At 37.4% G+C, this 23,570-nt stretch carries 20 protein-coding genes and 3 tRNA genes; 19 read left to right on the forward strand and 4 right to left on the reverse strand.

Features of this window, described 5'->3' with window-relative positions:
• The first annotated feature begins 15 nt into the window (after nt 1-15).
• Nucleotides 16-2,592, forward strand: coding sequence for a YfhO family protein (locus E4T79_RS03510; RefSeq protein ID WP_135027822.1), 2,577 nt, complete (start codon nt 16-18; stop codon nt 2,590-2,592).
• A gap of 545 nt (nt 2,593-3,137) precedes the next feature.
• On the opposite strand, the gene E4T79_RS03515 is transcribed toward E4T79_RS03510, so the two are convergent.
• Together E4T79_RS03515 and E4T79_RS03520 are read right to left on the reverse strand one after the other, a co-directional pair.
• Nucleotides 3,138-3,211, reverse strand: a tRNA-Asn gene (locus E4T79_RS03515).
• 5 nt (nt 3,212-3,216) lie between these two features.
• Nucleotides 3,217-3,288, reverse strand: a tRNA-Glu gene (locus E4T79_RS03520).
• Nucleotides 3,289-3,689: 401 nt separating this feature from the next.
• Between E4T79_RS03520 and E4T79_RS03525 the strand changes: the two genes are divergently transcribed.
• A tRNA-Arg gene (locus E4T79_RS03525) sits at nt 3,690-3,763 on the forward strand.
• A gap of 15 nt (nt 3,764-3,778) precedes the next feature.
• On the opposite strand, the gene E4T79_RS03530 is transcribed toward E4T79_RS03525, so the two are convergent.
• Entirely contained in the window at nt 3,779-4,450 is a 672-nt protein-coding gene (locus E4T79_RS03530) for a YoaK family protein (RefSeq protein WP_135027825.1), read from the reverse strand.
• A gap of 24 nt (nt 4,451-4,474) precedes the next feature.
• Complete coding sequence (gene rlmH / locus E4T79_RS03535; RefSeq protein ID WP_135027828.1) at nt 4,475-4,954, reverse strand: 23S rRNA (pseudouridine(1915)-N(3))-methyltransferase RlmH; 480 nt, start codon at nt 4,952-4,954, stop codon at nt 4,475-4,477.
• A 174-nt stretch (nt 4,955-5,128) separates the two neighbouring features.
• Between rlmH and E4T79_RS03540 the strand changes: the two genes are divergently transcribed.
• The 17 genes from E4T79_RS03540 to ftsH all read left to right on the forward strand — a co-directional run bounded on the left by E4T79_RS03540 (nt 5,129) and on the right by ftsH (nt 23,177).
• Nucleotides 5,129-6,328, forward strand: coding sequence for a trypsin-like peptidase domain-containing protein (locus E4T79_RS03540; RefSeq protein WP_135027832.1), 1,200 nt, complete (start codon nt 5,129-5,131; stop codon nt 6,326-6,328).
• Nucleotides 6,329-6,383: 55 nt separating this feature from the next.
• Complete coding sequence (locus tag E4T79_RS03545) at nt 6,384-7,148, forward strand: ParB/RepB/Spo0J family partition protein (RefSeq protein ID WP_135027834.1); 765 nt, start codon at nt 6,384-6,386, stop codon at nt 7,146-7,148.
• Between the two features lie 201 nt (nt 7,149-7,349).
• Nucleotides 7,350-8,708: a chromosomal replication initiator protein DnaA gene (dnaA, locus tag E4T79_RS03550; RefSeq protein WP_135027837.1), complete on the forward strand. Its 1,359-nt coding sequence runs from the start codon at nt 7,350-7,352 to the stop codon at nt 8,706-8,708.
• A gap of 148 nt (nt 8,709-8,856) precedes the next feature.
• Entirely contained in the window at nt 8,857-9,993 is a 1,137-nt protein-coding gene (dnaN, locus tag E4T79_RS03555; RefSeq protein ID WP_135027841.1) for a DNA polymerase III subunit beta, read from the forward strand.
• A gap of 381 nt (nt 9,994-10,374) precedes the next feature.
• The gene (locus E4T79_RS03560; protein ID WP_135027844.1) at nt 10,375-11,283 is read left to right on the forward strand and encodes a diacylglycerol kinase family protein; all 909 of its coding nucleotides are present in this window, start codon (nt 10,375-10,377) and stop codon (nt 11,281-11,283) included.
• A gap of 2 nt (nt 11,284-11,285) precedes the next feature.
• A complete protein-coding gene (locus E4T79_RS03565; RefSeq protein WP_135027847.1) occupies nt 11,286-11,495 on the forward strand; it encodes a DUF951 domain-containing protein in 210 nt (69 codons plus the stop codon).
• A 107-nt stretch (nt 11,496-11,602) separates the two neighbouring features.
• Nucleotides 11,603-11,935, forward strand: a complete 333-nt coding sequence (locus E4T79_RS03570) for a helix-turn-helix transcriptional regulator (RefSeq protein ID WP_135027850.1) — start codon at nt 11,603-11,605, stop codon at nt 11,933-11,935.
• 77 nt (nt 11,936-12,012) lie between these two features.
• Complete coding sequence (gene ychF, locus E4T79_RS03575) at nt 12,013-13,128, forward strand: redox-regulated ATPase YchF (RefSeq protein WP_135027853.1); 1,116 nt, start codon at nt 12,013-12,015, stop codon at nt 13,126-13,128.
• Between the two features lie 71 nt (nt 13,129-13,199).
• Entirely contained in the window at nt 13,200-13,769 is a 570-nt protein-coding gene (gene pth, locus E4T79_RS03580) for an aminoacyl-tRNA hydrolase (RefSeq protein ID WP_135027856.1), read from the forward strand.
• A gap of 1 nt (nt 13,770) precedes the next feature.
• Entirely contained in the window at nt 13,771-17,265 is a 3,495-nt protein-coding gene (gene mfd / locus E4T79_RS03585) for a transcription-repair coupling factor (RefSeq protein ID WP_135027859.1), read from the forward strand.
• A 50-nt stretch (nt 17,266-17,315) separates the two neighbouring features.
• Complete coding sequence (locus E4T79_RS03590; protein WP_135027862.1) at nt 17,316-17,588, forward strand: RNA-binding S4 domain-containing protein; 273 nt, start codon at nt 17,316-17,318, stop codon at nt 17,586-17,588.
• Nucleotides 17,575-17,946, forward strand: a complete 372-nt coding sequence (locus E4T79_RS03595) for a septum formation initiator family protein (protein WP_135027865.1) — start codon at nt 17,575-17,577, stop codon at nt 17,944-17,946. Before E4T79_RS03590 ends, E4T79_RS03595 begins: the two co-directional genes overlap by 14 nt.
• On the forward strand, nt 17,943-18,068 hold the full coding sequence (locus E4T79_RS11430; RefSeq protein WP_135027868.1) for an SP_0009 family protein: 126 nt from the start codon (nt 17,943-17,945) through the stop codon (nt 18,066-18,068). Before E4T79_RS03595 ends, E4T79_RS11430 begins: the two co-directional genes overlap by 4 nt.
• A 12-nt stretch (nt 18,069-18,080) precedes the next feature.
• Complete coding sequence (locus E4T79_RS03605; RefSeq protein ID WP_135027871.1) at nt 18,081-19,361, forward strand: serine hydrolase; 1,281 nt, start codon at nt 18,081-18,083, stop codon at nt 19,359-19,361.
• On the forward strand, nt 19,361-20,629 hold the full coding sequence (tilS, locus tag E4T79_RS03610) for a tRNA lysidine(34) synthetase TilS (RefSeq protein WP_135027874.1): 1,269 nt from the start codon (nt 19,361-19,363) through the stop codon (nt 20,627-20,629). Before E4T79_RS03605 ends, tilS begins: the two co-directional genes overlap by 1 nt.
• 7 nt (nt 20,630-20,636) lie before the next feature.
• A complete protein-coding gene (gene hpt / locus E4T79_RS03615) occupies nt 20,637-21,179 on the forward strand; it encodes a hypoxanthine phosphoribosyltransferase (protein ID WP_135027877.1) in 543 nt (180 codons plus the stop codon).
• A 21-nt stretch (nt 21,180-21,200) separates the two neighbouring features.
• On the forward strand, nt 21,201-23,177 hold the full coding sequence (gene ftsH, locus E4T79_RS03620; protein WP_135027880.1) for an ATP-dependent zinc metalloprotease FtsH: 1,977 nt from the start codon (nt 21,201-21,203) through the stop codon (nt 23,175-23,177).
• Nucleotides 23,178-23,570 lie beyond the last annotated feature (393 nt).

Consider the following 23,570-nt stretch of genomic DNA (forward strand, 5'->3'; position numbering starts at 1 on the left):
TAGAAGATTATAGTTATGTTCAAAAAATACTCAAAATATCTATTTTTAGGTGTCTCTTTCGCCTTACCTGTCCTTATTATCACTATTATATTAGCGCTTAAAGGAATTTGGTGGGGAAGTAAGACAACGATTTTAGCAAGCGATGCCTTTCACCAGTATGTCATTTTTAACCAAGTATTACGAAATACATTACACGGTGACGGCTCTTTATTTTATACCTTTACTAGTGGATTGGGCTTGAATTTTTATGCCCTATCTTCTTATTATTTAGGTTCTATTTTATCTCCTTTGGTCTATTTTTTCGATTTAAAAAGTATGCCTGATGCCCTCTATCTCTTTACACTTCTGAAATTTGGATTGACAGGATTGTCAACTTACTTTAGCCTCTCGACCATCTATAAAAAATTGCAACCTACTTTGGCGATATTATTATCCACTTCTTTTTCATTGATGAGTTTTTCGACGAGTCAGCTTGAAATCAATATTTGGTTGGACACCTTTATTCTTGTTCCCCTTATTCTCCTTGGACTACATCGTATCATGGAAAGGAAAGGGAGAATTCTATACTTCGTCAGTCTTGTATTATTATTTATCCAAAATTATTATTTTGGCTACATGATGGCCTTATTTTTATCTATTTGGTTTCTTGTTCAGTTATCTTGGAATTTCAAGAAAAGAATAGGTTCTCTTATTGACTTTACAGTTGTATCATTATTAGCAGGTCTATCTAGTATGGTCATATTACTCCCCAGCTATTTAGATTTAAAAACACATGGTGAACAGTTGACACAGATTGTCAACTTGCAGACAGAAAATTCTTGGTATTTAGATCTATTTGCTAAAAATTTAGTCGGAAGTTATGATACAACGAAATTTGGTGCTATTCCTATGATTTATGTAGGAATTTTTCCCCTACTGCTTGCGCTTCTTTTCTTCACTGTAAAATCGATTAAATGGCAAGTTAAAATGAGCTATGGTCTATTACTTATCATCATCATTGCTAGTTTTTATCTACAACCACTTGACCTATTTTGGCAAGGTATGCACGCGCCCAATATGTTTCTACACCGCTATGCCTGGATTTTTTCACTGGTCATCATTTACATGGCCGCAGATACATTGACACGATTGTCAAGCATTCACTTCCGTGAATATCTCATTCCTCTTCTCCTGCTATCTATTGGATTTGGAGCAACATTCTTCTTCCTCAATCGGTACGAATTTCTCACCCCTATTCATCTTTTATTATCCCTTGAATTTTTAATTGCTTATGGAATTCTGCTCTTTGCAGTCAGTAAGAACCATATCAAATGGAAGGTATTTTCAGGTATCAGCCTGGTGTTTGTTCTATTTGAAGTTAGTCTGAATACCAACTATCAGGTTGACGGTCTAGCTACTGAATGGCATTTTCCAAGCCGTGATAGTTACGAACAAAATTTGATAGACATTGACAATCTTGTAAAGTATACAAAATCTACAAATTCTGAATTTTATCGTACAGAACGGCTCTTTCCACAAACTGGAAATGACAGTATGAAGTACAACTACAATGGTATCTCTCAATTTTCTTCCATTCGTAACCGTACTTCCAGCTCAACACTAGATAAATTAGGATTCCGTTCTGATGGTACAAATCTTAACCTGCGTTACCAAAACAATACCATTATAGCAGACAGTCTCTTTGCGATCCGCTATAATATAGCAGAGGGGAAGCTAACTAAATTCGGATTTTCTCCAGTCCATTCAAGTGGTAGCTACTCTCTCTATGAAAATACCCACTCTCTTCCCTTAGCCATCTTAACCACTAATCTTTACAAAGATGTAAACTTCTCCAATCTAACCTTAGATAATCAAACAAATTTTTTAAATCAGCTAGCAGGACTTGATTTACAGTATTACTACAGCTTAGAACCTTCTAGTCACGATACTGAATCTGAGCTAAATAATCGTATAATCCTTTCTAAACCAGAAGAAGATGAGCCACCTCGTACCCAATATACAGTATTGGTTCCTGCTAACACACAATTATATGTCAATATCCCAAATATCAGCTTTGCAAGTGATAGCAATAAGAATGTGCAATTCACAATCAATAATGTCACTAAAAACTTTACCCTTGATAACACTTTCTCATTTTTTGATGCCGGGTATTTTGAACATGAACAACTTGTAACCTTGACAATAAGCTTCCCTAATAATTCCCAAGTTTCATTTGATAAGCCTCAGTTTTACCAACTTGATACCTCTGCATACCAAGTAGCTATGGATAAACTAAAGAAACAAGACGTTCAGGTAAAAACAAAGGGAAATAAGATTTACATTGATTATACATCTGACACTGATGCTTCATTACTGGTAACACTTCCCTATGATAAGGGATGGTCTGCAAGACAAGATACAAAGACTCTACCGATAAAAAAAGCTCAGAATGGCTTTATGAAAATAGGTGTCACAAAAGGCAACGGAATGATTATCCTCTCCTTTATTCCCCAAGGATTTGTGATTGGAGCTTGTTGTTTTGTAGCAGGAACCCTACTATTTATCCTCTACAACAGGATTCGCAACAATAAACATGGTACTAGAAAAAACTAGTGTCATCCTCAACGATAATCCTGCTCTTAGCAAAGGAAGTGAGAAAGAACTCAAAACACATAAGAAAGAGTTCGATTTTTACCTTATTTCCTGCATTCTAGCTTAGGGCTGAAACAGTCTATTCCCAGACCGTTTCACTCCCACCCCCGCATAGCTCCAACAGTCAGAGTAATGACTGTTGGAGGTTGGAAATAAAACCAACGAGTTCGCAGCAGTCGTAGAGGTCAGATGTGGAGTGTGAAACACGGACAAATATGAGTATAATCGTTTCGTTTATCTTTTATAACTTCGTTCACTCACTTTGCCGTGCTCTAGTACAGCCTGCAGCTCCTTGCCTAGTACTAAAAGACTATAATAGACAGGGTTGAACTATACATTTCATAATGACACTAAATTTAACAAACATAAAAAGACTTAGCCCCTGGTCAATGCTGGGAGCAAGTCCAGCGGATCATCATTTTTTCTATCCCAACTTTTGGGGCTGTGAAAACAGTCCACTTTTACCCACAAAAAAATCCCCTATAACAATAGGGGATTTTGCTTTACTCCGCCAGTAGGACTCGAACCTACGACATCATGATTAACAGTCATGCGCTACTACCAACTGAGCTATGGCGGATAAAATAGTCCGTACGGGATTCGAACCCGTGTTACCGCCGTGAAAAGGCGGTGTCTTAACCCCTTGACCAACGGACCATTCAAGCACTATCTAGTATAATATAGACTTATCCCTTTGTCAAGCTATTATTTTGCTTTTTCACTATAAAGATATGAAGAAAGGTTTATTTTCGGAAAGTGATATTTCATAAGTGAGTTGGTTTTTAATGATATAGTCATTTAGTTTATATTTTTATTACTTCGTTCACTCGTCTTGCTGTACTCCAGTACTACCTGCGACTCCTTGCCTAGTACTAAAAATAAACGAAACGACTATAATAGCGTTGGAAACAAGAATTAGCCACATTGAAATGCGAGTTTCGTGAAAATTCCAACTAGAAAATGGTTACATGCAGTTGCTTCATACGTACGGCGTATTTACTTTTTTCTATATCTTGACATTCTATCTTGTTTACGTTAAAATGAAATGGTTACTGAGCGGTTCCATAGCTCAGCTGGATAGAGCATTCGCCTTCTAAGCGAACGGTCGCAGGTTCGAATCCTGCTGGAATCATGTAAAGCCTAGCTTCTATGCTAGGCTTTTTTCTCTCCATAATTCATAATTGACATACAAGGCTGGAATCAAGACATACGCAAGCGCATATTCGAAAAATCGTGAGGAAAGGAGCGTTGAAAGGATGACTCCAAGGCTAAAACTTCCCAAAATTAGAATCGTTTCTTGTCCTCTTTTGCGAAGAATCCTATCATGCTCCACCCATCCTTTAAACCATAAATAGGCTGCATTTTTTAGATTTCCTGTCATCATCACATTAGCATAGGGAGCCCCTCGTAATTTCTGGAAAGTTCCAATTTGGATAGATGCTACAAAAGCTAGCGTAGCCATGGTAAAAAAGGGACCTACAAAAGGCGAAATCACAACTGCAAGGATAATCAGACCAGTCATCAACAAACTACTGCAAAAGTGCCATAACCACTTATCCTTTTTCAAGCCTTGCTTGATAAGATAGACAACAAATTGCCCCAACACAAAGAAAAAAATAGGATTAAAAAAACTGACCACTTGTGATATATCGCCTTTTGCCAGATAATAGGATAACATAATAACATTTCCTGATTGAATACCTGCAAATCGACCGCCCTGGGTAATATAGGTAAACGCATTCAAATATCCACTGATAAAGGTTAATGCTGTTGCAATTCGCAATCCTTCAAATACTTGATATTCCTTATTTATTGACATATAACTCCTACGTTTCACGTGAAACTATTTATGATAAGGACTTCCTTGCTGAATCATAAAAGCTCGATAGATTTGCTCAATCAAGACTAGGCGCATTAGTTGGTGAGGGAGGGTGAGAAGTCCAAAACTCATCAATACATTAGCCCGTTTTTTGACTGTTTCGTGCAAGCCCAAACTACCACCGATAATAAAGGTAATATCGGAATATCCCTTGACCATGGTAGTAGCTAGTAACTGACTAAAATCTTCCGATGTAAATTGTCGACCTTCAATAGCTAAGGCAATCACATATTCACGTTCATTTATTTTTGCTAAAATCCGTTCTGCTTCTTTTTTCAAAATAGCATCATTTTCAGCAGGACTGGCCTTATCTGGGGTCTTTTCATCTGCTAACTCAACTTTGTCGATTTTTGCAAACCGATTCAAACGCTTCATGTATTCAGCAATGCCGTCTTTTAGGTATTTTTCTTTTAATTTTCCAACTGTGATGATTTTTATTTTCATATCTTTATTGTATCATATTCAGTCCAAATGCAATCGGAAATGGTTCTTAACATAATAGATTTCAATGGAATGTCACTAAGTTATCCCCAGCCTGTGGATTGCTTTTTTTTATTTTTAAGTTATAATTAAGAAAATAGGGTTATGATAACCCTAAAATTCGAAAGGATTATCTGTATGAAAAAATTCTTAAAAGTATTACTCTTATTATTCATTGGGTTTATAGGAGGATTAGCAGGAACACTTGCCACACCTTTGCTCCAGACGAATAAGCAAGTCACTCAAATTGTTGAAACCAAAAAAGAAAATGAAGAGACAACTGTTAGTAAGGTACAGTACAATAATGAAAATTCAACAACATCAGCTGTTGAGAAAGTACAAAATGCAGTAGTATCCGTCATTAATTATCAACAACCGCGTGATAATGGCTATCGTTCTATTTTAGAAGAGAGTGGCAATTCAGATGATCTGGCTGTAGCAGGAGAAGGTTCTGGAGTTATTTATAAAAAAACAGACCAATTTGCCTATCTCGTCACCAATACCCACGTGATTGCAGGAGCTGAAAAAATTGATATTCAACTAGCTTCGGGTGAAAAAGTGGAAGGGGAGTTGATTGGTTCAGATACTTATGCAGATATTGCCGTGATTAAAATTACAGCTGATAAGGTTAAAAATGTTGCTGAATTTGCAGATTCTGACAAGATTAAGGTCGGAGAAACAGCGATTGCCATTGGTAGCCCACTCGGTAGTATCTACGCAAACACAGTAACACAAGGAATCGTTTCTAGTCTCAGCCGTACAGTCACTTCAAAAGCAGAAGATGGTCAAACTATTTCCACCAATGCCATTCAAACCGATACAGCGATTAACCCTGGAAATTCAGGCGGCCCACTAATCAATATTCAAGGACAAGTCATCGGAATTACCTCTAGTAAAATCACTTCTAGCTCCAATTCAGCAGCTGGAGTTGCTGTAGAAGGAATGGGATTTGCTATTCCAGCAAATGATGCAGTGAATATCATCAATCAACTAGAGAAAAATGGAAAAGTCATCCGTCCAGCACTGGGGATTAAAATGGCGAATTTAAGCAATCTTTCTACCACACAACGACAAAAAGCAGGTATTGAAGATGATAGCTTGAAATCAGGTATTGTGGTTCTTTCTACTCAAAAAGGCTTACCAGCAGACGGTCAATTAGAACAATATGATGTTATCACCAAAATTGATGGCGAAACAGTCGAAACAATTAGTGATTTACAAAGCGCCCTCTATAAACATACTGTTGGTGATACGATGTCCATTACCTACTCTCGCCGTGGAAAAGAAAAAACAGTTGACATCAAATTAACCAATTCAACAGAGGATCTCACAAACTAATCATCACTCACTTTACATCATTGTAAAGTGAGCCTTTTTTTGCTAAGATGGACATATGGAAGAACTACGTTATATTGCAATCACTGACATCAGCCCAAACCCTTATCAGCCACGAATTTATTTTGACCAAGAAAGGTTAGAAGAACTGGCTCAGTCTATCAGAGAAAACGGTCTAATTCAGCCTTTAATTGTCCGAAAATCAGCCATTATCGGTTACGAATTACTGGCAGGTGAAAGGAGACTGCGGGCCAGCCAATTAGCTGGTCTGACTAAGGTTCCTGTGGTTATCAAAGACCTATCTGATGATGAATTACTTTCCCAAGCCATTATTGAAAACCTACAACGCTCTGATCTGAACCCGATTGAGGAAGCGACATCCTATCAACGACTAATTGAAAAAGGCTTAACGCACGATGAAATTGCACAAATCATGGGCAAATCGCGGCCTTATATCACCAATATTCTACGCTTATTACAACTATCTGACACCTTGATTCAAGCAGTAAAAGAGGGAAAACTATCACAAGGGCACGCTAGATTATTGCTTTCTTTTAATGCAAGAGAGCAGGAGCAATGGCTTCATACCATTTTGGAAAAAGAGATGAGCGTCCGTGCCTTAGAAACTGCCTTATCAACCAAGAAAACCAAAAAGAGTCAACCTAGCAAAAATCTTTTTGTTAAAGAAGCAGAAGAAACTATCTGTCAACTCTTAGGAACAGCTGTCCAAATTCAACAGAAAAAAAATGGTAGTGGTAATCTAACTATTTCATTTAAAAACGCAGAAGAATTTGAACGAATTATCCACACCATTATAAACTAGTGTGGAAGTAGCTTTCCTATAAACAGGGTTATTCACATTCATAGATTGTCCAACTCATTAGAAAAACAAACAATTTCTAGCTTTATACACAACTTGTGGAAAACTGATATAAACAATGTGGAAAAACAATAACTTGTGGAAAACTTTATTCTTTTATGATACACTAATAGAACCAAACAATATAGAAAGAGGGGAGAAAGAGTGGAAAAAAAGCAAACATTCTGGAGACGCGTTCTTCAGTTAGCCAAAGCCAAGCTTAACCAAGGAGCCTATGATTTTTACGTCGAAAACGCTCAATTACTAGACATCTCCTCAAACCGAGCGCAAATATTTTTAGATAGTCCTTATAAACAACTCTTTTGGGATCAAAATTTAAAAGACATTATTATCACTGCAGGGTTTGAAATTTTCGACAGCCAGATTTCCATTGACTATCAGTTTACCAATGACTCTCCTCCTGAAAGAAATACCATTCATGAACCAGTAGCACAGGTGCAGGAACCCCGTCAGCAAGAGGAACAACAATCACCTCATCCAGATATCAAACCCCAATATACCTTTGCAAATTTTGTCCAAGGAATCAATAATCAAATGGCAAAGGCTGGAGCTTTAGGTGTTGCTGATAATCCAGGAATTTTCTATAATCCTCTATTTATCTACGGAGGACCTGGTTTAGGAAAAACTCACCTCTTAAATGCGATCGGAAATAAGGCTTTAGAAAATAATCCAAATGCTCGTATCAAGTATGTTTCAACCGAAACCTTTATCAACGACTTTCTCGAACATCTTCGACTAAATAAGATGGAACAATTCAAAGAAATCTATCGAAATTTAGATTTTCTACTAATCGATGACATTCAATTCTTACGAAATAAGGCATCTACTCAGGAAGAATTTTTCCATACCTTTAATGCACTTCATGATAAAAATAAACAGATTGTCTTGACCAGTGACCGTAATCCTGACTATTTAGACAATCTGGAAGAACGAATTGTCACACGCTTCAAATGGGGACTAACAACTGATATCACACCGCCAGATTTGGAAACGCGGATTGCTATTTTGCGCAATAAATGTGAAGAATACCCTTATGACTTTACAGACGATACTCTCTCCTATCTCGCTGGTCAATTTGATTCCAATGTTCGTGATTTAGAAGGTGCCTTAAAAGATATTCATCTATTAGCTAGTGTTAAAAATCTAACTGAAATCACTGTTGATGTTGCAGCAGAAGCTATTCGGGCTCGGAAACAGACAAGTCCTGTCAATACTGTTATTGCCATCGAAACCATTCAGCATGAAGTAGGAGCATTTTACGGGGTCAGCCTCAAGGAAATAAAAGGTGCAAAACGTGTACAAAATATCGTCCATGCTAGACAGGTGGCCATGTATCTTGCACGTGAAATGACCGATAACTCACTACCCAAAATCGGAAAAGAATTTGGCAATCGCGATCATACAACCGTCATGCACGCACATAATAAAATTAAAAATATGCTAGTAGATGATGAAAATCTCGAAATTGAACTCACTACTATTAAAAACAACATTCGCCACTGAGGATAACTTGGTCAAAAAATCCACAATTTTCCACAAGCTATTCACAGGGGATATTTCTAGAAAACACAGGTAATTAGCTTGTTTTCCACAGAACACACAGAACCTACTATTACTACTAATCTTATAATATATAAATAAAGGAGAATCCATGATCCAATTTTCTATAAATAAAACTGTATTTTTACAAGCTCTTACCATTACTAAACGAGCTATCAGTAGCAAAAATGCAATTCCTATTTTATCAACTTTAAAAATGGAAGTATCTACTGAGGGGATTACCTTAACAGGATCAAACGGTCAAATTTCGATTGAAAACTTTATTTCTATTCAAGATGAAAATGCTGGCTTATTGATTTCTTCACCAGGGTCAATCTTGTTGGAAGCTTCTTTCTTCATTAACGTTGTTTCAAGCCTACCAGACATTGTCTTAGATATTCATGAAATTGAGCAGCAACAAATCGTTCTAACCAGTGGTAAATCAGAGATTACCCTGAAAGGGAAAGAAGCAGAACAATATCCTAGACTTCAAGAAGTTTCAACTGCTGAGCCACTTATTCTAAAAACAAGTGTCTTAAAAGAAACTATTAACGAAACAGCCTTTGCGGCTTCAACCCAAGAAAGTCGTCCAATACTAACAGGTGTTCACTTTGTCTTAACAGAAAATAAATATTTGAAAACTGTTGCGACAGATTCCCATCGTATGAGTCAACGGAAATTAACGCTAGATAAATCTGGGGATAACTTTAATGTGGTAATTCCTAGTCGCTCATTGCGTGAATTTGTCACTGTTTTTACTGATGATATTGAAACAGTAGAAGTATTCTTTTCTAACAACCAAATGCTCTTTAGAAGTGAACATATTAGCTTCTATACTCGGTTGCTTGAAGGGACCTACCCAGACACGGATCGTTTGATTCCGACTGAATTTAATACAATAGCTATTTTTGATACAGCAAAATTACGTCAAGCCATGGAACGGGCTCGCTTACTGTCAAATGCAACCCAAAATGGCACAGTAAAGCTAGAAATTACAGGCGGGCAAGTGTCGGCCCATGTTTATTCACCAGAGGTTGGTCGGGTCAATGAAGAATTGGACACGCTTGAAGTATCAGGAGAAGATTTGGTCATTAGCTTTAATCCAACCTATCTCATCGATGCCTTGAAAGCAGCTAACAGCGAACAAATCAAAATCAGCTTTATTTCCCCTGTTCGTCCATTTACTCTTGTGCCAAATACAGAAGAGATTGATTTTATCCAACTGATTACACCGGTTCGTACCAATTAGTTTTTAGAAATGAGAAAGAAGAAGTTGAGTACTGCTCAGCTTCTTTTTTAATCAAATCAGTTGCCCTCTATCAATCGTTAAAAAGGACGATTGATACCTGATTCCCTTAAAGTAAAAAATCGGAATTGTGTAGGGGTGGAGAAAAGGGTAGTATAGTCTTTTAGTTTACTTTTAGTACTAGGCAAGAAGTGCAGGCTGTACTAGAGTTAACGAAGTAATAAAAGATAAACGAAATGACTATAAAACTTTCTTTATCTAAACCGAAAGTAGAGCTGAAGTTCAGCAAGGCGAGCGACGGAAGAGGGGGATGTTTGACGAGTACAAAGGAGTGAGGTCATTTTTTGGATATTCTGTTCCCTTTTATGTTATACTAGGGGAAAAATGAAAACGATTAGAGAGATGATTGTATATATTTTAGCGAATCCTCAAGCAGGAAATGGGCAGGCTTTTGCAATTATTAAAGATATTCGGAAGACTTATCCACAAGTGCGGATAGAGAGTTATATGACAAGAAAGAAAAACGATGAATATACGCAAATAGAAGCGATATTGTCCGTCTTTCGGAAAAATTGTGACAGGTTTCTGATTTTAGGGGGTGATGGTACCTTATCCAAGGTACTATCTGCTTGGCCAAAGGACATTGCCTTTGCCTATTATCCAACTGGTTCAGGAAATGATTTTGCGCGTGCCATAGGCATCTCATCTTGGCAACAGGTCATGAACAATTTGTTAGAAACCCAATTTGTACCTGTTTGTCTGTTAACAATTTCTAGTGGAGTTGTGGTGAATAGTCTTGACATTGGCTATCCAGCGCGTATTATCGCACATTCAGAAAATTCTGCTATCAAAAGGTGGTTCAACCAACTAAAAATTGGCAAGCTAATTTATATCTTCTTTGGTGTTCTTGGTTTATTAAATTCCTCTCAGTTATCGGCTCTTGTTGAAGCAAATGATCAGGTAATGGAGTTGGAGCATCTCTTTTTTCTTTCTATTGCCAACAACACTTATTTTGGTGGTGGAATTATGATTTGGCCGGAAGCCCGTATCACCCAGTTTCAAATGGACCTGGTGTATGTGTCAGCGACCTCTATTAGCCAGCGTATAAGAGCGCTATTAGACTTGATATTAAAACGTCACAAGAGTTCTTCAGTTTTGCATCATATGACAGCAGAAAGAGTACATCTGCGCTTACCACACAAGACTGTCGCTCAAGTAGACGGAGAATTGCAGGTAATTGATGAACTAACTATTACCTGCCAAACACGCTATTACTATCTTGGAGAGGAATAATCATGTATGAATTAAGAAGCATCGTTGAGATGAAAAAGCCCCATGCTTGCATTATCAAATCAACTGGTAAAAAAGCAAATGCCTGGGAGGTAATACGCTTAGGAGCAGATATTAAAATTCGCTGTACGAATTGCGATCATTTGGTCATGATGAGTCGGCATGATTTTGAATATAAAATGAAAAAAATTCTCGCGCAACCCGAAAATACTTGATTTATCGATGATTTAGGAAACTTTGCAACTGCCAATTGCGCTTAAAAGTGCTAGTGATTGCTGTTCAAAGAGATTATAATCTAAGAAAAAGAGAAGTAGGTGGAATCATGTCACAATTTTCAACACAACTTAAAACCATGCGTCTAGCCAAAAATCTCTCTCAAGATGCTTTAGCAGAGCAGCTCTTTATCTCTCGCCAGTCTATCTCAAAATGGGAAAATGGAGATGCTACACCGGATTTGGAAAATTTGGTGAAATTAGCAGAGGTTTTGGAAGTTAGTCTAGATAAGTTGCTGCTGGGGAAAGAGCCTGAAAAAGTAGTCTTCGTAAAGGCTGATAGAACGGATTGGCAGCTCTTAGTGGACTACTGGTGGTTACTTTTTCCTCTCGGAGGATTTTTATTATGGTTCCTCGAAAATCTTGTTACTATTTTTAATTAGGCTTGTTATGAACAAGCTTTTTTTTCACTTTTCTGCTATAATAGGTGTGATTGAAATTTTTGAATGGAGAATAATAAATGGCTTTAACAGCAGGTATCGTTGGCTTGCCAAATGTTGGAAAATCTACCCTATTTAATGCAATTACAAAAGCAGGAGCAGAAGCAGCAAATTATCCCTTTGCGACTATTGATCCGAATGTCGGAATGGTGGAGGTGCCAGATGAGCGCTTGCAAAAATTAACGGAGTTAATTACTCCTAAAAAGACTGTTCCAACTACCTTTGAATTTACAGACATTGCAGGAATTGTAAAAGGAGCTTCTAAAGGAGAAGGTCTTGGAAATAAATTCTTAGCCAATATCCGTGAAGTAGATGCCATTGTTCACGTTGTTCGTGCCTTTGATGATGAAAATGTTATGCGGGAACAAGGACGTGAGTCAGCTTTTGTTGACCCAATGGCTGATATTGAAACGATTAACTTAGAATTGATTTTGGCTGACTTGGAGAGTGTTAACAAACGTTATGCCCGTGTTGAAAAAATGGCTCGCACTCAAAAAGATAAGGATTCAGTTGCAGAATTTACTGTCTTGCAGAAAATCAAACCTGTCTTAGAAGATGGAAAATCTGCTCGTACGATTGACTTTACAGAAGAAGAACAAAAAGTTGTAAAAGGCCTCTTTCTCCTTACAACAAAACCAGTTCTTTACGTGGCGAATGTTGGTGAAGATGAAGTAGCAGATCCAGATAGTAGTGATTATGTAAAGCAAATTCGTGAATTTGCCATGACAGAAAATGCGGAGGTTGTCGTTATTTCAGCGCGTGCAGAAGAAGAAATTTCTGAACTAGATGAAGCAGATAAGGCTGAATTTTTAGAGGCAATGGGCTTAACAGAGTCAGGTGTTGATAAGCTAACACGAGCTGCCTATCACTTACTAGGCTTAGGAACCTACTTTACAGCTGGAGAAAAAGAAGTGCGAGCTTGGACCTTTAAACGTGGTATTAAAGCACCACAAGCAGCTGGAATCATTCACTCAGACTTTGAAAAAGGCTTTATCCGTGCTGTGACCATGTCATATGACGATTTGATGACCTATGGTAGCGAAAAAGCTGTCAAAGAAGCAGGACGCTTGCGCGAGGAAGGAAAAGAATATATCGTCCAAGATGGTGATATTATGGAGTTCCGCTTTAATGTATAAAGCGTGTCAGGAATAATGAAAAGGTTGGAAAATAGTTTCCAACCGTTTTAGTGTTTTTAAAAGGAGCTATTATGACAAAATTGATTGTAGGTTTAGGGAATCCTGGGACTCGTTATGAGGACACAAAGCACAATGTTGGCTTTATGTTCATCAATCGAATAGCAAAAAGAGAAAAACTTTCTTTTAGCCATGATAAGATTTTTCAGGCAGATATTGCCTCAATCTTTATCAACAGTGAAAAAGTCTACCTGGTTAAACCAACAACTTTTATGAATGAATCTGGAAAGGCTGTTCACGCCTTATTAACCTACTATGGCCTTACTAAGGAGGATTTAGTGGTTATTTATGATGATTTGGATATGGCAGTTGGGAAAGTGCGTTTTCGTCAGAAAGGGTCAGCAGGTGGTCACAATGGCATTAAGAGTATTATAAAACATCTCGGCAGTCAGGAATTTGATCGCATAAAAATTGGAATTGGTCGACCAAAGGATGGAATGACAGTCGTTCAGCATGTCTTGTCTCACTTTGATTGCAATGATCGCATTCAAATTGAGCTGACTTTGGACAGACTTGACGACTTTGTAAACATTTATTTACAGGAGAATGACGCTGAAAAGATAATGCGAAGGTACAATAACTAAGATGAATATTCTTGAATTAATCAATCAAAATAAGCAGCTTGACAAATGGCAGGCTGGTCTCAATAAATCCACTCGTCAACTGATAATGGGATTATCCGGTACTATGAAAGCCCTTGTCATGGCATCTGTCCTTGATGTGTTGAATGAAAAGTGCCTGATTGTTACCCCAACTCAGAATGAAGCTGAGAAATTAAGCCAAGAGCTCACCAATATTTTAGGGAGTGATGATGTTTACAATTTCTTTACAGATGATAACCCTGTAGCAGAATTTGTCTTTGCTTCAAATGATCGTATCCAGTCTCGTTTGGAAAGTCTCAACTTTCTTATAGATAAAAAGAAACCAGGGATTTTAGTAGCTAGTATGGCAGCTTGTAGAGTATTGCTACCAAGTCCGGCCTCCTATCAAAAAGCGATAAAAACGCTGACAGTTGGAGACGAACTTGAAATGGACAAGCTTGTAAAGAGCTTGCAAGAGATTGGCTACAAAAAGGTTTCTCGTGTCTTACATGCAGGTGAATTTAGTCAGCGTGGAGATATTCTGGATATTTTTGAAATTGCGACTGAATATCCCTATCGCCTGGAATTTTTTGGTGACGAGATTGACGGTATTCGCCAGTTTGATAGTGAGAGCCAACGATCTATTGAGAATGTAGATGATATCTTGATAAGACCTGCTTCTGATATGATTTTCTATTCAGACGACTTTTTACGTGCTGAAAAAAGGTTGACAGATAGTTTACAGAAATTACAGCAGCAGGAACAGATTTCTTATATTGAAGAAGTGCTTTCAGATGTAAGACAGTCCTATCGTCATCCAGATAGTCGGAAGTTTCTTTCATATTTTTATGAAAAAGAATGGACCTTGCTAGATTATCTTCCGAGTCATACACCTATATTTTTTGATGATTTTCATAAGATAGCAGATGCTCATGCACGTTTTGATAAAGAAGTTGCTGAGTTGTTGACACAAGATTTACAAAATGCTAAATCATTGTCAAACGTACATTACTTTGCATCAGTATATCAATCTTTTAGAAACTACAAACCTGCCACGTATTTTTCAATCTTTCAAAAGGGATTAGGAAATCTGAAATTTGATACTGTATGTCAATTTAATCAGCATTCGATGCAAGAGTTTTTTAATCATATTCCCTTATTGCAAGATGAATTGCGGCACTATGCGAAGTCTCATTATACAGTCATTATTCAAACAGAATCTGAATCTTCTTTACAGCATTTACAGAATATTTTACAGGAATATGGGATAGATTTGCCTTTTGTTCAACCCAATCAGCTACAAATGGGGCAGCAGCAGCTAACACTAGGTCAATTATCTACGGGTTTTCATTTTTTAGATGAAAAGATTGCACTTATCACCGAGCATGAGATTTTCCATAAAAAGATTAGACGAAAGGTTCGTCGGAAAAATCTTTCAAATGCTGAGCGCTTAAAAGATTATAATGAGCTATCTGTAGGAGATTATGTAGTTCACCACGTTCACGGTGTCGGTCAGTATTTGGGAATTGAAACGATTGAGGTATCGGGTATTCATCGTGATTATTTGAGTATTCAATACCAACATAATGACCGAATTTCCCTACCTGTGGAGCAAATTGATGTGTTATCCAAGTACCTAGCTTCAGACGGTAAAACGCCAAAACTCAACAAATTAAATGATGGTCGTTTCCAACGAACCAAGCAAAAGGTAGTCAAGCAGGTTGAAGATATTGCAGATGATTTGATTCGGCTCTATGCTGAACGCAGTCAATTAGTAGGTTTTGCTTTTTCGCCTGATGATAAAAATCAAGTCGAGTTTGACCAGCATTTTGCGTATGTTGAAACAGAAGACCAGCTCCGCTCCATTCAAGAGATTAAAAAAGATATGGAAAAAGCTTCTCCAATGGATCGTTTGCTAGTAGGGGATGTTGGCTTTGGTAAGACAGAGGTCGCTATGCGTGCAGCATTTAAGGCGGTTAATGACGGCAAGCAAGTAGCAATTTTAGTTCCGACGACCGTCTTGGCTCAACAACATTTTTCAACTTTTAAAAGTCGTTTCGCTGAATTTCCTATCAATATTGATGTTATGAGTCGTTTTAAGACTAAGATTGAGCAAGAAATGACGGTTGAAAAGCTTAAAAAAGGTCAAGTGGATATCATTATCGGAACGCATCGTCTGCTTTCAAAAGATGTTGAATTTTTTGATTTAGGTCTGTTAGTTATTGATGAGGAGCAGCGGTTTGGTGTTAAGCATAAGGAACGTTTGAAAGAATTGAAGACAAAAATAGATGTGCTAACCTTGACAGCAACGCCTATTCCACGAACCCTGCAAATGTCCATGTTAGGGATTCGTGATTTATCGGTCATTGAAACTCCACCTACCAATCGTTATCCTGTTCAGACCTACGTTTTGGAAACCAGTCCATCTATTATTCGCGATGCAATCTTACGAGAGATAGACAGGGATGGACAGGTTTACTACCTTTACAACAAAGTTGACACCATTGAAAAAAAAGTTTCTGAATTACGCGATTTAGTACCCGAAGCTGAAATTGGATATGTCCATGGTCAAATGTCAGAAATTCAATTAGAAAATACGCTTCTAGCTTTTATTGAAGGTGAATATGATGTATTAGTTACGACAACCATTATTGAAACAGGAGTTGATATTCCAAATGCAAATACTCTTTTTATCGAAAATGCAGACCATATGGGACTGTCAACCCTTTATCAATTAAGAGGTCGTGTCGGTCGTTCCAATCGAATTGCTTATGCCTATCTGATGTATCGACCAGACAAGAATTTGACAGAAGTTGCTGAAAAGCGTCTTGAAGCGATTAAAGGCTTTACAGAATTAGGTTCTGGCTTTAAAATTGCTATGCAGGATTTATCGATTCGAGGTGCAGGAAATATTTTAGGAGCAGCTCAGAGTGGTTTTATTGATTCTGTTGGCTATGAATTGTACTCTCAATTATTGGAAAATGCTATTCTTGAAAAACAAGGCAAACAGACTAAGCGTGAAAAAAGTAATGCAGAAATAAATCTATTTATTGATGCGTATCTACCGAGTGAGTACATTGATGATCAGCGTCAAAAAATTGAGATTTATAAGCGAATTAAGCAACTCAACAGTCGTATAGATTATGAAGAACTGCAAAATGAGTTAATGGATCGATTTGGGGAGTACCCAGATGTGGTTGCCTATCTTCTTGAAATTGGTCTTTTAAAATCCTACTTTGATCAAGTATTTGCTCAAAGAGTGGAACGAAAGCAACACCAAGTTGTGATAAGTTTTGAAGAAATATCTGGTCAAATTTTTCTAATGCAGGACTACTTTGAAGCTTTATCTGCGACGAATCTGAAAGCTCGTATTTCGGAAAATAAGGGCTGTGTGGAATTGATATTTATCATTGATCAGAAAAAAGACTATGAAATCATCGAAGAACTCTTACATTTCGCTGAAAAAATGGTCGAAATCAAGAATAGGAAGGCTCTGTAGAGTTTTAAAACCGATTAAAAAGTGATACAATAGAAAAACGAGGTGAAGACATGAGATTAGATAAATATTTAAAAGTGTCCCGTATTATCAAGCGTCGTACAGTTGCAAAAGAAGTAGCGGATAAGGGAAGAATTAAGGTAAATGGTATTTTAGCTAAATCTTCAACAGATTTAAAAGAAAATGACCAGATTGACATTCGTTTTGGAAATAAGTTGCTAGTTGTTAAGGTGCTTGAAATGAAAGATAGTACAAAAAAAGAAGATGCGCTCAAAATGTATGAAATCATCAGTGAAACAAGGATTGAAGCAGATGAAAAAATCTAACATTCTCCAAATCAACAATCAATACATTCAAAAAGAATTACAAAAAAGTCAAGCTTACCTTCAGGAAAAAAAGCAGAAAAATCGATTTATGGGTTCCATTTTGATTTTAGTTATCTTTCTTTTTGTCTTGCCAACCTACAATTTGGTTAATAGTTACCAAAATCTGCAAAAACGAGAGCAGCAGTTGAGTGATTTACAAGTCCGATACAAAGAGTTGGAAAAGCAACAGAAAATCGAATCTTCCTTAGTCAAAAAACTAGAGGATGAAGAATATGTAACGAAGTATATTCGAGCGAAACTTCAATATTCAAAGGATGGGGAATTTATTTATAATATTCCAGGATTATTACCACGATGACAGAAACTATTGTAGAAATTGTTGAAAAATTCTTAGCCTATTCTGATGAAAAACTGGAAGAACTGGCTGAGAAAAATCAAGCCTTAAAATTAAACATAGAAAACAAGGAGACCAAATACTAGGAAAGAGGAAAGATGAAAAAGCAGTTAATATGGCTTATTAGTCCAATCTTATTTGCAGCGGCACCAGTTGGAAGTACTGAAATTCCATTTGAATTGTCCAATCAGATGAATTATCAACTGAACTATAAGGAGTATAGCACAGATTTTCAAACAATTCCCTCCAATCCGAATGTCTACGAAGAGGTTGACACTTATCTTGACAAAGAGTTGACAATTCCTTTCAGGAAAATAAAGCCCAATTCCCCTTTTTCAATCATTGGTGTTGATGTCAATAGTCAGAACCAGTTGGTGTTTCAATTACAGGATAAGAGATATGTAGTGGCTGACCAGACACGTATCTATGATGATATTATAGTAGCGCATCGGGTCGTTTCAGAAAAGGCTTGGCTCAAGAAAAATGTTACTCTGTATTCCAGTCCTATCGCTAATCAAGCTAAAAAGCTAAGCCTTGATAGTAAACCTTACCAAGAGGTAACCGTGTCAGAAATTGTAGAAACTCATCTAGGATTTTTTGCCAAAATTAACTCCAAGGCCTGGGTTCATCTCAACGATTTATCTAGGTCAGATAACCGCATAGAGGCTGTTCAAGATTTATTAACAACAAAATATTCATCTAAGAATATAGCTGTCTATGTCAAAAAGTTGTCAACTGGAGAAACAGCAGGTGTCAATCAAGAGAAGATGATGTATGCAGCTAGTGTAGCCAAACTTCCCACACTATATTACGTTCAAGAAAATATCAATCGTAAGAAAATTAACTTGACAGATAGTGTAAAGTACGTCAAAGAAACAGAAGATTTTGACGGAGCCTATGAACCTGAAGGAAGTGGTTCTATCGATAAGATACCGGATAATCAGAAGTACAGAATTGATGATTTGATAGATCGTACAGCGAAAGAATCAGACAATGTGGCCAGCAATCTCCTTGGCTACTATGCCGCGGATAAGTTCGATAAGCGTTTCTATCAGGAAACAACTAGAATTGCGGGTCAAAAATGGGACATGGTGTCGCGCATGGCTTCTGCTGAGATGGCAGGCTTGATGATGGAGGCGATTTATCGTCAGAATGGCTATGTACTAGAAAGTCTTTCTGCTACGAATTTTGATGACCAGCGGATTGCAAGAGATATTGATGTCAAGGTTGCTCACAAAATTGGAGATGCTTATGATTTCAAGCATGATGTGGCTATTGTCTATGCTAAAGAACCATTTGTTCTGTCTATATTTACAGATCAGATGACTTATGATGATATTTCACAGATTGCAAATGATGTATATGGAATTTTAAAATAATGGAAGAAAAATTTTTAAAAGTGACACAAAAAGGTCGCTTTTTTGATAAACATAAGGCAGTCCTTATTGCAGTTTCAGGTGGAAAAGATTCGATGAATCTACTCCATCTTCTCTATAAATACCAAGCCATTTTTGATATACGAATTGGGATTGCTCACGTCAATCATCAGCAGCGACAAGAAGCGCTTGAGGAAGAACATTATATCAAGGAATGGGCTCAAAGACGGGAGATTCCTTTTTATGTTTCTTATTTTGAAGGAAAATTTTCCGAAGAAGCAGCCCGCACGATGCGCTATGACTTTTTTGCAGAGGTGATGAAAAAACATCAGTATACAGCATTGGTCACGGCTCATCATGCTGACGACCAGGCGGAGACGATTTTGATGCGTTTGATTCGAGGAAGTCGTTTGGTACATCTAGCAGGAATGAAGATTGTTCAACCTTTTGCAGGAGGAGAAGTGATCCGTCCTTTATTATCTTTTCGTAAGAGTGAATTGATGGATCTAGTTCATTTCGAAGATGAAAGTAATGACTCTCCGATTTACTTTAGAAATCGTGTTCGCAACAACTATCTTCCTTTATTGATGAATGAAAACCCTCAGTTTTCATCTGCTCTATTGCATGTAGGAAAAGAGGCAGACTATCTTCATCAAGCACTTAGGGAATTAACCAGTCATATTGACATCAGGAATCTGTCAGAGTTTCAAGCACAAACAGAAGCTGTTCGTTATTTTTTGTTACAGCAATATCTAGAACAGTTTCCAGAACTTCATCTAACACGGGAGCAATTTCAGCAAGTATTAGGTATCCTTGCAACCAAGGCAAATTACCAACACCATTTAAAAGGGAACTATTACCTTATAAAAGACTATCAGACTTTCATTATTACAAAAATCCAACCTAAGACGGATAGGCAAGAAGAACAATACGTGATAGAATCAGAGGGTGTTTTTCAGTATGGACGATTTATTTTTTCATTAAATGAGCCACTGGACCAACCAGACCAGATTCTTTATCTTCAAGCTAATCATCCGATTGTTTTGCGGGGGAGAACTGCTGGTGATACTATCTTACTTCATTCAATCAACAAGAAAGTACGCCGTTATTTTATTGACCAAAAAATCCCTCAAAAATTACGAAATGAGGCTGTTGTGATTGAGCAAGCTGGAAAAATTTATGGAATTGCGAATATGGTTGCCAGTGATTTGAGTAAATCAGCAAAAAGTGATATAATCAAAGCTGCATTATATATAAAAATGAAAGAGTGAATGAAATATGTTGGAAAAAGATATCAAAAAGATTCTTATTTCAGAAGAAGAAATTGTTGCAAAAAGCAAGGAATTAGGGAAGATTTTAACAGAAGATTATGCTGGAAAAACTCCCTTGTTGGTTGGTATTTTAAAAGGTTCTATTCCTTTTATGGCAGAACTTATAAAACATATCGACACTCATATTGAAATGGACTTTATGGTCGTATCTAGCTATCACGGTGGTACTGAAAGTAGTGGTACTGTCAAGATTATTAAGGACCTGGATACAGATGTTGCAGGTCGTGATGTCCTCTTTATTGAAGATATTATTGATACAGGACGCACATTGAAAGAATTGCAAGAATTGTTTGCTTTGCGACAAGCAGCTTCTATTAAAATTGCAACTCTTCTTGATAAACCAGAAGGTCGTGTGGTGGAGATTGATCCAGACTATACCTGTTTTACAATTCCAAATGAATTTGTTGTAGGATTCGGTCTAGATTATGATGAGAATTACCGCAATATTCCTTATATAGGAGTATTAAAAGAGGAAGTTTATTCAAATTAGAAAAAGGTTACTATAGTATTTATGAACAATCAAAACAACAAAGGATTTATCCGAAATCCTTTTCTTCTTATTTTAATTATTGCAACTGTCGTTACAGCCTATCAATTTTTTAAAGCAGGTAGTCAAGTTTCAACTCATGAGATTAGCTATTCACAAGTTGTAACAGAGTTAAAAGATGGTAACGTGACAGATGTTACTTATCAACCAAATGGTAGTGTTGTTGAAATTTCAGGAACTTATAAAAAGCCAAAGGTTGCAGAAAGCAAGGCTGCCGAATCGATTAAATTATTCCAAGTTTCTGCTAAGGCGAGCTATCAAAAATTTACGTCTACCATGTTACCAGCTGACTCGGCAGTAGATGATTTACAAACACTGGCAAAAGAACATGATGTAAAAGTAACTGTAAAGCCTGAAAGTTCTAATAGTTTGTGGTTAACTATCTTTATTAATATTTTTCCCTTGATTATTTTTGGTATCTTCTTTGTCATGATGATGAATCAAGGTGGCGGTGGTGCACGAGGTGCTATGAACTTTGGCCGTAACAAGGCTAAGGCGTTAGAAAAAAGTAATGTGAAAGTTCGTTTTTCTGATGTAGCTGGGGCAGAAGAAGAAAAACAGGAATTAGTAGAAGTTGTTGAATTCTTAAAAGACCCGAAGCGTTTTACTAAATTGGGAGCACGAATTCCTGCAGGTGTTCTCCTTGAAGGACCTCCAGGGACAGGTAAAACACTCCTAGCAAAAGCTGTTGCTGGAGAAGCGGGTGTTCCATTCTTTAGTATATCTGGTTCTGACTTTGTAGAGATGTTTGTCGGTGTTGGTGCTAGTCGTGTCCGTTCGCTCTTTGAAGATGCTAAGAAAGCTGCACCAGCTATCATCTTTATCGACGAAATTGATGCCGTTGGACGTCAGCGTGGCATCGGTATGGGGGGCGGAAATGATGAACGTGAGCAAACCCTCAATCAATTACTGATTGAAATGGATGGCTTTGCTGGGAACGAGGGAATCATCGTGATTGCGGCAACCAACCGTAGTGATGTATTGGATCCAGCCCTTCTTCGTCCTGGCCGGTTTGACCGTAAAGTCTTAGTTGGACGACCAGATGTAAAAGGTCGAGAGGCTATTTTGAAAGTTCATGCCAAAAACAAACCGTTGGCAGATGATGTTGATTTGAAATTAGTTGCCCAACAAACACCAGGATTTGTTGGTGCAGATTTAGAAAATGTATTGAATGAAGCAGCTCTTGTCGCTGCTCGTCAGAATAAAGTAGCGATTGATGCTTCAGATATTGATGAAGCAGAAGATCGTGTCATTGCAGGACCGTCTAAGAAAGATCGTCAGGTTTCAAAACGTGAGCGAGAAATGGTAGCCTATCATGAGGCAGGTCACACCATTGTTGGGCTTGTTCTTTCAAATGCACGTGAAGTTCATAAAGTAACTATTGTTCCTCGTGGTCGTGCAGGTGGGTATATGATAGCCTTGCCAAAAGAAGACCAAATGCTTCTATCTAAAGAAGATATGAAAGAACAATTAGCAGGTCTTATGGGTGGTCGTGTGGCAGAAGAAATTATTTTCAATGCTCAAACAACGGGAGCTGCCAATGACTTTGAGCAAGCAACTCAAATGGCACGGGCTATGGTTGCAGAATATGGAATGAGTGATAAGATGGGACCGATGCAGTATGAAGGAAATCATGCGATGTTTGGTGGCTATACGACACAAAAACATATCTCAGAGCAGACCGCTTATGAATTGGATAATGAAGTTCGCAACTTATTAAACGAAGCGCGTGAGAAAGCAGCTGAAATCATTCAAGCTAACCGTGAAACTCATAAATTGATTGCAGAGGCCTTATTGAAATATGAAACATTGGATAGTGTTCAAATCAAATCACTCTATGAAACTGGCCAAATGCCAGCAGATACTGAGCATCTTGATGAAGAAGATATCCGTCCACTTTCATACGATGAAATAAAAGAAAAAATGCAAGATGATAAATAACAACATCTTAACATTAGTAGTGAGGAAATCTCCGACGGGGAAGTCCTCACTACTTTTCATTTGTATAAAATCAGTCTCATTGTTAACTGTAGTGGATTGCAGACAAGTTATGTTCGCTCAAAAATCATTCCTATCGTTCTTGACTCATCTTGCTGAACCGTATCTACTTTTACTTTGTTTTCCAAGTTTTTTAGAACGTTTCAAACTCAGAGAACCCCCATACGTTTCAAGATTTAAGCAAAAACGAAAAAAAGTAGAAAAAAAAGAAAAAAGTTATTGACAAAGCGAAAATGAGGTGATATACTGATATAGTTGTCGCTTGAGAGAGCAGACAGGAAAGACCTTTGAAAATTAAAGAAGACGAACCAAACGTGCAGGGGTAGTTTGTAGTTG

Source organism: Streptococcus sp. LYSM12 (assembly GCF_004569635.1).
GTDB lineage: Bacteria > Bacillota > Bacilli > Lactobacillales > Streptococcaceae > Streptococcus.

Excerpts from the sequence above, each read along its gene's own strand:
- tilS (WP_135027874.1), top strand. The coding sequence starts at position 19,361 with ATGGAAGAAAAATTTTTAAAAGTGACACAAAAAGGTCGCTTTTTTGAT.
- E4T79_RS03570 (WP_135027850.1), top strand. The coding sequence starts at position 11,603 with ATGTCACAATTTTCAACACAACTTAAAACCATGCGTCTAGCCAAAAAT.
- ftsH (WP_135027880.1), top strand. The coding sequence starts at position 21,201 with ATGAACAATCAAAACAACAAAGGATTTATCCGAAATCCTTTTCTTCTT.
- E4T79_RS03605 (WP_135027871.1), top strand. The coding sequence starts at position 18,081 with ATGAAAAAGCAGTTAATATGGCTTATTAGTCCAATCTTATTTGCAGCG.
- mfd (WP_135027859.1), top strand. The coding sequence starts at position 13,771 with ATGAATATTCTTGAATTAATCAATCAAAATAAGCAGCTTGACAAATGG.
- E4T79_RS03565 (WP_135027847.1), top strand. The coding sequence starts at position 11,286 with ATGTATGAATTAAGAAGCATCGTTGAGATGAAAAAGCCCCATGCTTGC.
- ychF (WP_135027853.1), top strand. The coding sequence starts at position 12,013 with ATGGCTTTAACAGCAGGTATCGTTGGCTTGCCAAATGTTGGAAAATCT.
- dnaN (WP_135027841.1), top strand. The coding sequence starts at position 8,857 with ATGATCCAATTTTCTATAAATAAAACTGTATTTTTACAAGCTCTTACC.
- E4T79_RS03545 (WP_135027834.1), top strand. The coding sequence starts at position 6,384 with ATGGAAGAACTACGTTATATTGCAATCACTGACATCAGCCCAAACCCT.
- rlmH (WP_135027828.1), bottom strand. The coding sequence starts at position 4,954 with ATGAAAATAAAAATCATCACAGTTGGAAAATTAAAAGAAAAATACCTA.
- E4T79_RS03530 (WP_135027825.1), bottom strand. The coding sequence starts at position 4,450 with ATGTCAATAAATAAGGAATATCAAGTATTTGAAGGATTGCGAATTGCA.
- hpt (WP_135027877.1), top strand. The coding sequence starts at position 20,637 with ATGTTGGAAAAAGATATCAAAAAGATTCTTATTTCAGAAGAAGAAATT.
- pth (WP_135027856.1), top strand. The coding sequence starts at position 13,200 with ATGACAAAATTGATTGTAGGTTTAGGGAATCCTGGGACTCGTTATGAG.
- E4T79_RS11430 (WP_135027868.1), top strand. The coding sequence starts at position 17,943 with ATGACAGAAACTATTGTAGAAATTGTTGAAAAATTCTTAGCCTATTCT.
- E4T79_RS03540 (WP_135027832.1), top strand. The coding sequence starts at position 5,129 with ATGAAAAAATTCTTAAAAGTATTACTCTTATTATTCATTGGGTTTATA.
- E4T79_RS03560 (WP_135027844.1), top strand. The coding sequence starts at position 10,375 with ATGAAAACGATTAGAGAGATGATTGTATATATTTTAGCGAATCCTCAA.
- E4T79_RS03510 (WP_135027822.1), top strand. The coding sequence starts at position 16 with ATGTTCAAAAAATACTCAAAATATCTATTTTTAGGTGTCTCTTTCGCC.
- E4T79_RS03590 (WP_135027862.1), top strand. The coding sequence starts at position 17,316 with ATGAGATTAGATAAATATTTAAAAGTGTCCCGTATTATCAAGCGTCGT.
- E4T79_RS03595 (WP_135027865.1), top strand. The coding sequence starts at position 17,575 with ATGAAAAAATCTAACATTCTCCAAATCAACAATCAATACATTCAAAAA.